This window comes from Nocardiopsis exhalans, assembly GCF_024134545.1.
In the GTDB taxonomy this organism is placed as follows: Bacteria; Actinomycetota; Actinomycetes; order Streptosporangiales; family Streptosporangiaceae; genus Nocardiopsis; species Nocardiopsis exhalans.
Genome location: NZ_CP099837.1, coordinates 1,514,982 through 1,529,360 on the forward strand (window position 1 = coordinate 1,514,982; position 14,379 = coordinate 1,529,360).

Annotated in this window: 11 protein-coding genes; 8 read left to right on the top strand and 3 right to left on the bottom strand. The window is 71.4% G+C overall.

Translation table 11 applies throughout. The features are described from left to right. Positions 1-58: 58 nt before the first annotated feature. Positions 59-1,177, bottom strand: coding sequence for a hypothetical protein (locus NE857_RS06815; protein WP_254420241.1), 1,119 nt, complete (start codon positions 1,175-1,177; stop codon positions 59-61). A gap of 247 nt (positions 1,178-1,424) precedes the next feature. Then, positions 1,425-2,609 carry a DUF695 domain-containing protein gene (locus tag NE857_RS06820; RefSeq protein ID WP_254420242.1) on the bottom strand — a complete coding sequence of 395 codons (1,185 nt, stop codon included), beginning with the start codon at positions 2,607-2,609 and terminating at the stop codon, positions 1,425-1,427. A 196-nt stretch (positions 2,610-2,805) separates the two neighbouring features. On the opposite strand from NE857_RS06820, the gene mnmA reads away from it, so the two are divergent. The 8 genes from mnmA (at position 2,806) to gatA (ending at position 13,100) form a co-directional block, all read left to right on the top strand. Further along, on the top strand, positions 2,806-3,921 hold the full coding sequence (gene mnmA / locus NE857_RS06825) for a tRNA 2-thiouridine(34) synthase MnmA (protein ID WP_254420243.1): 1,116 nt from the start codon (positions 2,806-2,808) through the stop codon (positions 3,919-3,921). 131 nt (positions 3,922-4,052) lie between these two features. Further along, positions 4,053-4,574: a DedA family protein gene (locus tag NE857_RS06830; RefSeq protein WP_254420244.1), complete on the top strand. Its 522-nt coding sequence runs from the start codon at positions 4,053-4,055 to the stop codon at positions 4,572-4,574. A 124-nt stretch (positions 4,575-4,698) separates the two neighbouring features. After that, positions 4,699-5,349, top strand: coding sequence for an HAD family hydrolase (locus tag NE857_RS06835; RefSeq protein WP_254420245.1), 651 nt, complete (start codon positions 4,699-4,701; stop codon positions 5,347-5,349). Positions 5,350-5,456: 107 nt separating this feature from the next. Beyond that, positions 5,457-6,545, top strand: coding sequence for a methionine synthase (locus NE857_RS06840; RefSeq protein ID WP_425571997.1), 1,089 nt, complete (start codon positions 5,457-5,459; stop codon positions 6,543-6,545). A 98-nt stretch (positions 6,546-6,643) separates the two neighbouring features. After that, the gene (gene ligA / locus NE857_RS06845) at positions 6,644-8,869 is read left to right on the top strand and encodes an NAD-dependent DNA ligase LigA (protein WP_254420247.1); all 2,226 of its coding nucleotides are present in this window, start codon (positions 6,644-6,646) and stop codon (positions 8,867-8,869) included. 208 nt (positions 8,870-9,077) lie between these two features. Further along, the gene (locus NE857_RS06850) at positions 9,078-11,120 is read left to right on the top strand and encodes a putative bifunctional diguanylate cyclase/phosphodiesterase (protein ID WP_254420248.1); all 2,043 of its coding nucleotides are present in this window, start codon (positions 9,078-9,080) and stop codon (positions 11,118-11,120) included. Positions 11,121-11,303: 183 nt separating this feature from the next. Continuing rightward, positions 11,304-11,603 carry an Asp-tRNA(Asn)/Glu-tRNA(Gln) amidotransferase subunit GatC gene (gene gatC / locus NE857_RS06855; RefSeq protein ID WP_014911146.1) on the top strand — a complete coding sequence of 100 codons (300 nt, stop codon included), beginning with the start codon at positions 11,304-11,306 and terminating at the stop codon, positions 11,601-11,603. Continuing rightward, positions 11,604-13,100, top strand: a complete 1,497-nt coding sequence (gene gatA, locus NE857_RS06860) for an Asp-tRNA(Asn)/Glu-tRNA(Gln) amidotransferase subunit GatA (RefSeq protein WP_254420249.1) — start codon at positions 11,604-11,606, stop codon at positions 13,098-13,100. Between the two features lie 81 nt (positions 13,101-13,181). On the opposite strand, the gene NE857_RS06865 is transcribed toward gatA, so the two are convergent. Continuing rightward, positions 13,182-14,354 (bottom strand): thioester domain-containing protein, encoded by a 1,173-nt coding sequence (locus NE857_RS06865; protein WP_254420250.1) that lies wholly within the window; start codon positions 14,352-14,354, stop codon positions 13,182-13,184. Between the last annotated feature and the right edge of the window lie 25 nt (positions 14,355-14,379).

Here is a 14,379-nt window from a genome sequence, read left to right on the forward strand (position 1 = left end):
CTGGCCGACTGAACGCCCTGGCCCAGCCGACCTGTCTGTCGGCCCGCTTCTGATGGCCTCAGCCGTGCAGGATGCTTTCGGCCAGGAGGCCGCGTTCGCCGGGGCGCTCGACGCGCAGGGTCTGGGCCACCGCGAACAGCAGCTCCGGGGAGACCGCGCCGACAGGGTGCACACTCGCGATGATGTCGTCCCCGAGCTGGGCGCGGACCTCGCTCAACCGGGCTCCGGCCTGACCGCCCATACCCCGGTGCACGACCACGAAGGAGTCCGCCTCCGAGCACTCCACCCCGGGGAAGTCGCAGCCGCTGCGGATGCCCTCCGCCGTCCGATCCGGGGTCCAGCTCAGTACGTGCAGGGTCCCCGGCCGGACCTCCTCGGGGTTCTCCGAGCCGACCCCCGGGCCCGCGGCACCGGCCGCGACGGGCGCTGGGAGTGCGGGGAGGATGTCGTCGCCGTTGGCCGGGGCCGCGCCGGGCCCCGACGTGCCGGGGTCGCCGGTGCCGTCCGGGTCGTCCAGGTCCTGGCCGGAGGTGTAGGTGATCCGCAGGCCGCCGTGTACCTCGTGGACCCGGACCGGAACCCACGACGGGTGGTCCAGGACCGCGATCGGATAGTCGAAATCCTGGATCTGGGCGAGCGAGCGCTGTTCGGTGGACCGGTCGCGCATGTGCTCGGAGGCCAGCGGGAGCACCAGCAGCGCGGCCGCGGCCACCGCCACACCCGGCAGGACCCCCGGCTGGCGCCGCCCCGCCCGCCTGCTGAACAGCACGCACACGCCCATCGCGACCGTCGCCGCGAGTGCGCTCACCACCGCGCTGTTCACGTACAGGCCACCGGGGAAGGGCCGCAGGGCGGGCGCCAGGAAACCCATCACCACGGGTGTGGCCAGCGCCGTCCCGGTCACCAGCGCGGCGCACGAGGCCGGATGGGTCACCCTGGCCCAACGCAGCCAGGAGGCGCCCGCGAGGAACATCAGGAGCATGCCGCTGACCGCCACCGGCGCGATCAGCATGGCCTCCAGCCCGAGGCCGTCCAGGACCAGCCCCCGGGTCACTTCCCACAGGGCGACGGGGAACAGCGACATCAACGGGGCGGCCACCAGGCACAGGATGAGGATCGCACCGACCGCGGCGGCCCGAGGCCGGCCCGTGTGCGTTCGCGTCAGCACGCCGTCCATCAGACCTGAATCATCCTCCTGGGCGGGGACGACACGTTACGCCTGTTGTTGCTTGGGCGCCAGATGTGCAAACAGGGATTTGTGCTTGACCAAACCCTGGTGCAAGCCCAGTTCAGGCCCCGGTCCGGGCCGGTCCGGCCATGAACGGGCCAGGACCAGACCAGTATCGGGCCAGCATCGCTTCTGGCCGGTTACGCGTCCGGTCAGCTTCGCGTCCGGCGCCTGACCCGGCTGGTGCCTGCCCCGGCTAGCGCCCGATCTGGCGGAGATAGGGGCGGCGGGCCAGTCCGAACTGCTTCCACTTCGGGTCCAGCTGGGTGCGCAGCTGCACCTTGCCCTCGGGCCAGCCCATCAGCTCGTTCTCGAACTCGGGCAGCACGCCGGAGTCCGGGTCCAGGTAGTAGATGTACATCCGCTGCCCGGCCACGGTCTGCTGCATGAACAGCGCGCCGTTCTCACCGAGGATGCCCGAGAGGCGGGCCTCCAGGTCGGCCAGCGCCACCACCGAGTTCTCGTGGGGGAGGCGGTCGGAGTCCGCGTCCGAGTACGGCACGAGGACCTGTACGAACAGTGCCAGCGCGGGGAAGTCGCGGCGGGTCACCGGGTGGCGCAGCAGGATCTCGACCGGGCCCTGCAGCGGGAGCTTGCCGTGCAGCGTCACCCAGCCGTCGGTCCCGCCGAGCAGGTCGCCCATCTGCTTGGCCACGGCCGGCATGGAGGTCGGCGGAAGCGGGTCCAGCGGACGCTCGTCCAGCGACGCCACCTTCCCGATCCAGCGCACGTACTCGTCCTCGCCCAGTGACAGCAGCGTGACGTGCTCGGCCACCGCCTGGCGGGTCTCGCCGGACAGGAACATGTTGTCCGGGTGGTAGACGCCCACCTCGATCTTGCCGGTGCCCTGGTTGACGCGCATGGACACGGACACGTGGGACAGGTCCAGCTCGTGGTCGTCCCAGCGCACCGTGCCGCCGAGCTGCTCGTGGTCGGCGGGGCGCACCGGGAGGAACCGCCACTCGGTGTCCTCGGGCGCCGAACGCGACCAGCGCTCGGACTGGATGCGCGCCTCCTCGGAGGCGCCCGGGCGCAGGGTCAGCGCGTAGGAGGGGGAGTCGGTGATCTTGGAGGGGTCGTCCAGGGCCGCGAGCTGCTCCAGGAGCTTGGCCGGGTCGACGTCGGGCGACAGGTCGAGGTCCTCCAGACCGCCCTGGGGCTGGGGCGCGCGGCCCACCTCCCAGTCCAGGTCCGGGTGGATCGCCTTGACCAGAGCCGAGACCTGATCGGACACCTCGGCGGAGGCGGGGGCGTCGGACTCGACGGACTCGGCCAGGGCCGAGCGCACGGCGGGCCAGGCGTCCCAGAAGGCGGAGACGGCGGCCGTGGATTCGGTGGAGTCAGAGGAGTCGGCGGATCGGCGACGACGGAACAGAGCCATAGCGTCGATTTTCGCAGAAGTGGACGACCACCCTCGCCCCGGCCCGGCGGGGAAAGTCCCGAAGTACACCTCCGGGTCGGCGAAGGAACGCTCCGAAACCCACCCCCGGTCCGGCCAAGGAGCGTCCCAAAGCACATCCCCGGCCCGGCGAACACGTGGCCCCGCCCTCCCCGGGGCGCATAGGCTGGACGGTGTTATGACTTTGCGTGTACTGGCCGCCATGTCCGGCGGGGTCGATTCCGCGGTAGCCGCGGCCCGTGTGGCCGAGGCGGGGTACGACGTCACCGGCGTTCACCTGGCCCTCTCCAAGAACCCACAGTCCTACCGAACCGGTGCGCGGGGCTGCTGCACCGTCGAGGACTCCCACGACGCCCGCCGCGCCGCGGACGTCATCGGCATCCCCTTCTACGTGTGGGACATGTCGGAGGAGTTCGACCGCGAGGTGGTGCAGGACTTCGTCGCCGAGTACGAGGCGGGCAACACCCCCAACCCGTGCCTGCGCTGCAACGAGAAGATCAAGTTCGAGGCGGTGCTGGACCGCGCCGTCGCGCTGGGCTTCGACGCCGTGGCCACCGGGCACCACGTCCGCAAGATCGACGGCCGCCTGGTCCGCAGCGTCGACGAGGGCAAGGACCAGTCGTACGTGCTGGGCGTGCTCAACGCCGAGCAGCTCGACCACGCGATGTTCCCGCTCGGTGACTGCACCAAGGACGAGGTGCGCGCCGAGGCCGAGCGCCGCGGGCTCTCGGTGGCCGACAAGCCGGACAGCCACGACATCTGCTTCATCGCCGACGGTGACACCGCCGGGTTCCTGAACCGTCGGCTCGGCGAGAAGCCCGGGCCGATCCAGGACCAGGACGGCAACGTGGTGGGCACCCACAAGGGCTCCCACGGGTTCACGATCGGCCAGCGCAAGGGCCTGGGTCTGGGCGGCGCCCCGAACCCGCGCTACGTGCTCTCCATCGAGCCGGTGAACAACACGGTCACGGTCGGCCCGCGCGAGGCGCTGCGGGTGGACGAGATCGTGGGGACCAAGCCGGTCTGGAGCGGCAGCGAGCCGCTGGCCGAGCCCACCGACTGCCACGTCCAGCTGCGGGCGCACGGCGAGGTGTACCCGGCCACGGTCGTGCAGCGCGAGGCCGAGGACGGCCCGGAGCTGGTGGTCCGGCTGGCCGAGCCCGCCAAGGGCGTGGCCGCGGGGCAGGCCGTGGTGGTCTACGACGGCGACACGGTGCTGGGGTCGGCGACGATCCGGTCCACCGCGCGCTCGGAGAAGGCACAGGCCGAGGCGGCGGAGGCGGCTTCGGCGTGACCGTGGCCACTGGCGCAGCGACAAAACGGTCACAGTAGGACACACAACACGCACTTTCTCGCCCATGCCCCTTGCCGAAGTTAGGTAAGGCAATGCAAAGTTGTGGGGTCAAGGTGTAAGGGGTCCGGTCCATGCCGCAGTTCGCGTTTCTCGAGGGTCAGCCCTTCTGGGTGATCTACTGCACCCTGCTCGTGGTGATCCTGCTCCGCGCCCCCGCCACCTACTGGATCGGCCGCGGCCTGGGCGCCGGGGTCACCCGCAGCCGTATGGGCGAGCGGCTCGGCCCCAAGCTCGACGCCGCCAAGCAGCGCATCGACCGCTACGGCGCGCCCGTGGTCACCCTCAGCTTCTTCACCGTGGGCATGCAGACGGCGATCAACTTCTCCGCCGGTGCCGTGAAGATGCGCTTCCCCCGGTACTTCGCCGCGGTGTTCGTCGGCGGCCTGGCCTGGGCGGGCCTGTGGGGCACCGTGATCGCCGGGCTGGTCGGCACCTGGCTGGAACTCTTCCTCCGGTCGCCGTGGACCGCGGTGGGCGTGATCGTGATCGCCGTCGCGGCCGTCACCGCCCTGGTGGTGCGCTCGCGCCTGGCCAGCCGCTCCCGCCGGGCCGAGGAAAGCGCCGCCCAACCGGAGACCGCCTCCGCGCCCTGAGGCCCCGTCCCGAGGTTTCGCGCCGAGTTCCGGTCCCAGGCCCTCGCACCTCGGAACACCGGCCCCGGAACACGGGTGCCCCGGACGCGCGTACCCCGGCGCCCGGGCCTCTAGGTTGGGGTGCATGCGCATTTCTGTTGACGCCGTTCTCTTCGACATCGACGGCACACTCGTGGACTCCACCGGTGCCGTGGAGCGGACCTGGCGCCAGTGGGGCGAGGCCCACGGCATCGACCCCGAGGAGATCCTGGCGGTCTCCCACGGCAGGCGCTCCGAGGACACCATCGCGATGTTCCTGCCCGAGGACCAGATCGACGAGGCCGCCGCCGAACTCGAGGAACTCGAACTCGCCGACCTCGACGGCGTGGCCGCCCTGCCCGCCACCGCCGAACTCCTCTCCGCGCTGCCCGCCGCTCGCTGGGCCGCCGTCACCTCGGGCGGGCGCCGCCTCATGCGCACCCGCCTGGAGGCCGCGAAGCTCCCCGTGCCCGACGTGCTCGTCACCGCCGACGACGTCACCACGGGCAAGCCCGACCCCCAGGGCTACCTGAAGGCCGCCGCCGCGCTCGGCGTGGACCCCGCCCGCTGCCTGGTCGTCGAGGACGCCCCCGCCGGGGTGCGGGCCGGGCTGGCCTCCGGGGCCGCCGTCCTGGCCGTGGCCACCTCCCACAGCCGCACCGACCTGGAAGGGCTCGGCGCGGCCGAGGTCATCGACAACCTCACCTTCTGCACACTGGAAACCGGCCCCGACGGCCTCATCCTGCGCACGCCCTGACCGCGCTCTAACGGCGCCCTGACCGCACCTTCGCACGGCCCCGGGCCGGGGCCCTGCCCTCCCCCGGGGCCCGGGCTCCCGAAAGCCCCGCGCGGGTTGCTCTAACCTTGGGCAACGTGAGTCAACAGCAGCACTATCCCTGCTCCGCCGCGTCCGCCACCGGTGTCGGTTCCTGGCCGGGTGAGGAACCCGACGAAGCCATGCGGACCATCGTCGGCGAGCTCCCCGACCTGCCGCACCTGCCCGAACTCCCCGCGCGGGGAGCGGGCGCCGACATGATCGGGCGCGCCGCGGGCCTCCTCGTGGACCTGCCCGTCGAGGTCCAGCCCACCGGCTGGCGGGTCGTGGACACCCCCGGCCGGGACCTCGCCCGCGCCGGGAGCTTCCTCTCCTACGACCTCGACGCCCTCACCGAGCACCTGCACGCCTACGAGGGGCCGCTCAAGGTCCAGCTCGCCGGGCCCTGGACCCTGGCCGCGTCGATCGAGCTCCGCAACGGCCAGCGACTGGTCTCGGACTCCGGGGCCCATCGCGACCTCGCCGAGTCCCACCTGGAGGGCACCCTCGCGCACATCGCCGACGTGCGCGGGCGGGTGCCCGGGGCCCAGCTCATCGTTCAGATCGACGAACCCTCCCTGCCCTCGGTCCTGCTCGGCTCCCTGCCCACCGCCAGCGGCCTCGGCCGCGTGCCCGCCGTGGACCGGATCCAGGTCGAGGCGGCCCTGCGCGCGCTCTTCGCCGCCATCGCCGAGACCGGCGCCGTGCCCGCCGCGCACTGTTGCGCCGCCGGGGTCCCGATCGACCTCCTGCGCCGCAGCGGGGCCCGAGCCCTGAGCGTGAACGCGCTGCTGCTGGAGCGGACGCACGACGAGATGGTCGGCACCGCCGTGGAGGACGGGATCGGCCTCCTGCTCGGCACCGTCCCCGCCACGGACTCGCCCGCACCCGCCCCCGGAGCGGCCGCCGGGCCCACCGGGCGGCCTGCCGCGGACCGCGGAATGTCGGACCCGGCGACTATCGTCGACCCTGTTCGAGAGTTGTGGAACCGGCTGGGATTCAGCCCTGACCTGCTCTCCCGCGCGGTGGTCACCACCCCCGCCTGCGGGCTGGCAGGGGCCTCACCCCGGCACGCCAGAGCAGCGCTCAAGGCCGCCAGGGACGGCGCCCGGGTCCTGCGGGACGAACCCCGCAAGTGATCCGAACGCCGTTCCGTGGCGACCCCCGACACCAGTAGGCCCCCGTCCCCGGATCCCCCCGATCAGGCCCCCGCGAGAACAACAAGGAAAGGCAGGCCGTGAGCGCGCCCGACAACACCACCGTCCCCGACGAGGTACGCGCCCGCCACGCCGAGTTGTGTCGTGAGCTGGATGACCACAGCTACCGGTACTACCTGGGCAACCCGATCGTCTCCGACGCCGAGTACGACCAGCTCATGCAGGAGCTGCGCGACATCGAGGACAAGTACCCGATCCTCATCACCCAGGACTCACCCACGCAGAAGGTCGGCGCGCCGATCAGCGTCGACTTCGCCGAGGTCGAGCACCTCGTGCGGATGGAGAGCCTGGGCAACGCCTTCAACACCGACGAACTCAGCGCCTGGGCCGACCGCGCCTCAGCCGAGGTGCCCGTCGGCGCCTACCTGTGCGAACTCAAGATCGACGGCCTCGCGGTGGACCTGGTCTACGAGCGCGGCCGCCTGATCCGGGCCGCGACCAGGGGCGACGGCCGGGTCGGCGAGGACATCACGCTCAACGTCCGCACCATCGGGGTGGTCCCCGAGCAGCTCGACGAGAGCGTGCGCCCCGCCCCCGAGCTGCTGGAGGTGCGCGGCGAGGTCTTCCTGCCGGTCGAGGACTTCGAGAAGCTCAACCAGCGCATCACCGCCGACGGCAGCCACGCGCCGTTCGCCAACCCTCGCAACGCCGCCGCCGGCTCGCTGCGGCAGAAGGATCCGAGGGTCACCGCGACCCGGCCGCTGTCGATGATCGTGCACGGCGTCGGCGCGTACACGCCCGCCAAGGACGGTGCCGAGGACGTCGCCTTCACCAGCCAGTCGCAGGCCTACACCCTGCTCGGCGAGTGGGGGCTGCCGCTGAGCGACCGGTACAGGGTCGTGGCCACCATGGACGAGGTCCGCGAGTACGTCGCCCACTACCAGGCGCACCGGCACGATCCCGCCTACGAGATCGACGGCATCGTCATCAAGGTGGACGACTTCGCCCTTCAGCGGCGGCTGGGCTCCACCAGCCGCGCGCCCCGGTGGGCGATCGCGTACAAGTACCCGCCCGAGGAGGTCACCACCACGCTGGTCGACATCAAGGTGGGCGTGGGCCGCACCGGCCGGGTCACCCCCTACGGCGTGATGGAACCGGTCGTGGTGGCCGGGTCCGAGGTCGAGTTCGCCACCCTGCACAACGCCCAGGAGGTCGCCCGCAAGGGTGTGCGCATCGGCGACACCATCGTCCTGCGCAAGGCGGGCGACGTCATCCCCGAGATCGTCGGCCCGGTGCTGGACCGCCGCGACGGCAGTGAGCGGGAGTTCGTCATGCCCGAGCGGTGCCCCGAGTGCGGCACCGAGCTCGGGCAGCAGAAGGAGGGCGACGTCGACCTGCGCTGCCCCAACGCCCGCTCCTGCCCGGGCCAGCTGCGCGAACGGGTCGCCTTCATCGCCGGTCGCAAGGCCCTGGACATCGAGGCGCTCGGCTACGTGGCCGCCACCGCGCTCACCCAGCCGCTGGAACCGGCCGAGGCGCCGCTGTGCGACGAGGGCGACCTGTTCGACCTCACCGTCGAGCAGCTCCTGCCGATTCGCACGCATGTCCTGGACCCGGACACCACCGAGCCCAAGACCGACCCCAAGACCGGTGAGCCCAAGGTCGTCTCCTTCTTCGCCAACATGAAGGGCGAGCCGAAGAAGACCGTGGAGAAGCTGTTCGAGCAGCTGGAGGAGGCCAAGAAGAAGCCGCTGTGGCGGGTGCTGGTCTCCCTGTCCATCCGGCACGTGGGCCCGCGCGCCGCCGAGGACCTGGCCCGCCACTTCCGCTCCATGGACGCGATCCGCAACGCGACCGAGGAAGAGCTGGCGTCCGTTGACGGAGTCGGCCCGACCATCGCCCGCTCCATCCACGAGTGGTTCGCGGTCGACTGGCACGCCGAGATCGTCCGGAAGTGGGCGGCCGCGGGTGTCCGTATGGAGGACGAGGGCCAGGAGCCGGGTTCGCGGGTGCTGGAAGGCGTCACCGTCGTGGTGACCGGCTCCCTGGAGGGCTTCACCCGGGACGGCGCGAAGGAGGCCATCGCTGAGTGCGGCGGCCGCGCCACCGCCTCGGTCTCCAAGAAGACGGGTTTCGTGGTGGTCGGCGACGCCCCCGGATCCAAGTACGACAAGGCCGTCAAGCTGGGCGTTCCGGTGCTCGACGAGGCCGGTTTCCGGGTGTTGCTCTCCGAGGGGCCGGAGGCGGCGGCCGGCCTTCGGATCAATCCCGCAGAAGAAGCCACCAAGGGGGACACGGCGGAGTAGGCTCCGCCGCACACCTTTCGCACGCGGGCGGGTACCCGTGGGCCGGGCAGGGATCCGAGGGGTCCCTGCCCGGACAGCTGTCGAAATGGTTAACGGATAGTCCTTGCAGGGCGACAGTTGGTGACGAAAGCCCGTAAGCTGTGCATCTACCCTCCGAATACGGACACAGCTGTATTCGGATATCGGTCATTGAGTCACGAGGTCATGGATGAAGGACCCCATCGGTACGCGGGACATCGGTCCCCGGATCGGGACGCCGCTCTGGCTCTACATGGCGGCGGCCACCGTCGCGGGTGCGGCCCTGCTCGGCGTCTCCAGCCTCGAACTCGGGCTCGAACAGCTGGTCGACCTGGCCAAGGAGCCCCTGATCTGGGTGCTGCTGTGCATGGTGATCCTCGGAGAGCTGAGACCCATCGCCATGCCCGGCCAGGCGCCGGGCAGCGGCGCGCCCACCTCCCTGCCCTTCACCTTCGCGCTCGTCATCTTCTACGGGTTGCCCGTCGCCGCCCTCCTCCAGTGCGCGGCCACCGTCGTCGCCGGAACCGCCCGCGGCCACGCGGCCCACCGCACCGCCTTCAACGCGGCCCAGTACGTCCTCTCCCTGGGTGTGGCCGACGCGGTCCTGCGCCTCACACTCCCCGAGATCGTCACCACCCCCTGGGTGCCCGTCGGCGGAGAGCTCATCGCCGTCGCCCTCGCCGGCGCCGCCTCGTTCCTGGTCAACCGGGTCCTGGTGCTGTGCGCGGTGGCCATGCACGAACGCGCCTCCCTGTACCAGGTCATGTTCAAGGGCCTGGGCCAGCAGGTGTACGTGAACGCGGTCCTGCTCAGCCTGTCCCCGCTGATCGTGCTCGCGATGACCCACTCGGTCCTCTACGTCCCGCTGTTCGCCTTCCCCCTGGGCGCCCTCTACACCAGCGCCCTGCTGTCGGTGAAACGCGACCACCAGGCCAACCACGACGAGCTCACCGGCCTGGCCAACCGCAAGCTCCTCACCCTCCGCGCCCGCAGGGAGATCGAGGACGCCCGCCAACGGGGCAACCGGGTCGGCCTGCTCCTGCTCGACCTGGACCGGTTCAAGGAGGTCAACGACACCCTCGGTCACCCGACCGGCGACCGGCTCCTGCAGACCCTCGCCCACCGGCTCACCCACAGCGTCCGCCCGGGCGACCTGGTGGCCCGCCTGGGCGGAGACGAGTTCGCGATCCTGCTGCCGAAGGTGCGCGACAACGCCTCGGCGCGCGAGGTGGCCCTACGCCTCAAGGGCGCGCTGGCCGAACCGGTGCGGCTGGACGGCATGGACTTCGACCTGCAGGTCAGTACCGGGATCGCGCTGTACCCGGACGACGCCCCGAGCTTCGAACTCCTCATGCAGCGCGCCGACGTCGCCATGTACGTCGCCAAGGCCGACCGCACCGGGGTGGAGAGCTACGACCCCGGCAAGGACCGCAACTCCACCGCCCGGCTCAGCATGTACAGCGAACTGCGCCGAGGGCTGGCCGAGGGCGCCCTGGAGATGCACTACCAGCCCAAGGTGACCCTGGCCGACGACCGCCCCGTGGGCCTGGAGGCCCTGGCCCGCTGGCGGCACCCGGTGCGCGGCCTGCTCACCCCGGACGAGTTCATGCCGGTGATCGAGCACTCCAACCTGTTCCGCGCCTTCACCGGGCAGGTCCTGGACATCACCCTGGCCCGGATCGCGCTGTGGCGCAGGGAAGGGCTGACCCTGCCGGTCGCGGTCAACCTGGGCGTGCGCGAACTCCTGGACCCCGACCTGCCCGAGAGCATCGCCTCGGCCCTGCGCGAGCACGGGGTCCCGTCCGACCAGCTGGTCCTGGAGATCAGCGAACGCACCCTCATCGCCGACCCCGAAGCGGCCACGGCAGCGCTCAGACGCCTGCGCTCCCTGGGCGTGGGGCTGTCCCTGGACGACTTCGGAACCGGCCACTTCACCCTCGCCCAGCTGGCCGGACTGCCGATGGACGAGGTGAAGATCCACGAGTCCTTCACCGCCCGCCTGGTCGACGGCACCCCCAACGGCCGAACCATCGTGCGCGGGGCGATCGCCCTGGTCAAGGCGCTCGGCATGCACCCCACCGCCGAAGGCGTGCAGACCCGGGAACTGGCCGAGGCCGCCCGCGAGACCGGCTGCCACACGGCCCAGGGCCACTACCTGGCTCCGCCGATGCGGGCCCGCGACGTCATGTCCTGGGTCGCCGCCCACGACACCGGCACCGGAACCCCCGTCTGATCCCCACCCCCGCTCCCCCTCCCCGTGATCTTGCTACCAGAAGCAAGTTCGGCGCCGAACTTGCTTCTGGTAGCAAGATCACGGCGGGAAGAGGGCGTCTGGTCGCGGACCGGCACCGGGAGCGGTGGCGGGCCAATAGGATTGGGCTGATCACCCGTCCGCCGAAGAAACGGTTCTCTACTGATGACCGCCATCACCCGTGATGAGGTCGCGCACCTCGCCCGGTTGTCGCGGCTGGCACTCGACGAGAGCGAGCTCGACACGCTCGCCGCCCAGCTCGGTGACATCCTCACCGCCGTGGCCAAGGTGCAGGAGGTCGCCCAGGGCGACATCCCGCCGAGCTCGCACGCCCTGCCGCTGACCAACGTCTACCGCCCCGACGAGGCCAAGCCCGGCCTCACTCCCGAGCAGGCCCTGGCCGGTGCCCCCGCGGTGGAGGACCAGCGCTTCCGGGTGCCGCGGATCCTTGGGGAGGAAGAGTAGATGAGCGACGTCATCGGGCTCAGCGCCGCCGACCTCGGCGCGGCCATCAAGGCGGGTGAGGTCTCCTCCGAGGAGGCCACCACCGCCTACCTCGACCGCATCGAGTCGGTCGACGGCGCCATCGGCGCCTTCCTGCACGTGGGCCGCGAGTCCGCGCTCGCCCAGGCGCGCGAGGTGGACGACAAGCGCGCCGCCGGCGCCGAACTCGGCCCGCTCGCCGGTGTGCCGATCGCGCACAAGGACGTGTTCACCACCAAGGACATGCCCACCACCGCCGCCTCCAAGATCCTCGAAGGCTGGCAGCCGCCCTACGACGCCACCGTCACCGAGCGTCTGCGCGGGGCCGGTCTGGTCATCCTGGGCAAGACCAACATGGACGAGTTCGCGATGGGCTCCTCCACGGAGAACTCGGCCTACCAGGTCACCCGCAACCCGTGGGACACCGACCGCATCCCCGGCGGCTCCTCCGGCGGCTCCTCCGCGGCCGTGGCCGCCTTCGAGGCGCCCCTGGCCACCGGGACCGACACCGGCGGCTCCATCCGCCAGCCCGCAGCGGTCTGCGGCCTGGTCGGCGGCAAGCCCACCTACGGCGGCTCCTCCCGTTACGGGATGATCGCCTTCGCCTCCTCCCTGGACACCCCGGGCCCGTTCGCGCGCAACGTGCTGGACGCCGCCCTGCTCCACGAGGCCTTCTCCGGTCACGACCCGCGCGACTCCACCTCCATCGACGCGGCCGTGCCGCCGGTGGTCGACGCCGCCCGGATCGGTGACGTCGAGGGCCTGCGCGTCGGCGTGGTCAAGGAGCTGGACAGCGACGGTTTCCAGCCCGGCGTGCGCCAGCGCTTCCGCGAGACCGTGGAGCTGCTGGAGTCCCTGGGCGCGAAGGTCGTCGAGGTGTCCTGCCCGAGCTTCGACGCCGCCCTGAGCGCCTACTACCTCATCGCGCCCAGCGAGGCCTCCTCGAACCTGGCCCGCTTCGACGCGATGCGGTACGGCCTGCGGGTCGGCGACGACGGCACGCGCAGCGCTGAGGAGGTCATGTCGCTGACCCGTGCGCGGGGCTTCGGTCCCGAGGTCAAGCGTCGGATCATGCTGGGCACCTACGCCCTGTCCAGTGGCTACTACGACGCCTACTACGGCAGCGCCCAGCAGGTGCGCACGCTGATCAAGCGCGACTTCGACGCCGCCTTCGAGAACGTGGACGTGCTGGTCTCGCCGACCACCCCGACCACCGCGTTCCCGATCGGTGAGCGCGCCGAGGACCCGATGGCCATGTACCTGGCCGACCTGTGCACGATCCCGTCCAACCTGGCCGGGAACGCGTCGCTGTCGGTGCCGTGCGGGCTGGCCCCGGAGGACGACCTGCCGGTCGGCTTCCAGATCATGGCCCCGCCGCTGGCCGACGACCGCACCTACCGGGTCGCGGCCGCCGTCGAGCGCGCCCTGACCGAGCGGGACGGGTCGCTGATCGCCCGCAGCCCGTACGCGGTCGCGTAGTACGAACTAGACGTCACGCCCTCCGCTCCCGGACCGGGAGCGGAGGGCGTTCGTTTGCGACGGGCCGCTGAGCCGCGCCTCCTATCCGGGGGCCGCGGCCTTGCGGCGGCGGGCCAGGAAGAGGGCGGCGCCACCACCGGCGATCGCGACGAGCGCGGCCACGACCAGCGCGATCACGGCGTTACCGGTGATCGCCAGTCCGCCCTGGCCGGGTGCCGCGGCCTCGTCCGCCACGGGGGACGGGCTGGGCTCCTCGGTGGACTCCACCACGGGCGGGGTGCCGCCCGCGGAGTCCCAGGCCACCGTGGCGACCTCGGACACGACGATCTCGCTGTCCTGTGCTGTGATGAGCGTCTGCGTCGGGTTGTCACCGTCCTCGCCCTTGAACAGGCGGCCGGTCTCCACGGCCGCGTTGGCCTCCAGGACGAGGGTGGCCTCACCCGCCTCGGCGTCCGCGGGCACGGAGAAGGCGACGGTGTCCCCGCTGCCGACCTCGTCCACGGCCTCGCCGTTCCCGGCGTCGACCAGCTCCACCCCGTCGGGGGCGTTCAGCCGCACCGGGATGCTCTCGGCACTGGTCTCGACGGTGAACCCGCCGATGTCCTCCCCGGCCAGTCCCGAATCCTGACCTGGGCTGACGGTGAGCGCGGAACCCGGCTCGTTGGGCAGGTCCTCGGCGTTGTCGATCAGGTGGTTGTACAGGTGGGTGACGTTGCCGCCGTTGACGTTGTCGGTGAGTTCGGGGCTCTGCTCCACCCTTTCCAGGTCCAGCTCGTTGCTGAAGTGCCAGATGGCGGCCTGGGTCGCGGTGAGTGCCTCGGACTCGGTGAGGCGCGCCATTTCGGCTTCCTCCTCCAGGTCCGCGACGTCGACCACCGGATAGGAGTTCTTCAGGATCCAGTGCACCTTGCCGGGTTCGGCGAAGTCGCCCTGGCCGGGATAGTTCTCCCACTGGTCCTCGCGGTACCAGGCGTCCTCGACCAGTCCGGTGCGGAAGTCGATGCAGTAGGTGGTGAGGATCTGGTCGCTGTCGTCCAGGTGCACGTTGAACGTGGCCGTGGTGGTGAAGGGTTCACCCCGCATGGTGACCGAGTGGCCGTGTTCGGCGACGCCCGTGTACTGCCCGCGAACCGACCCCTGGTAGGGCGCGGGTTCCGCGGAGGCGGGGGCCGCCAGCCCGAACACGAGCAGCGCTGAGGTCGTGGCGGCGAGGGTCACACGCCCGGAGGGTTTGCGGAGGGACAAGTGTGTCACTTCTCTTCCTGAGGTGTTCCACCCG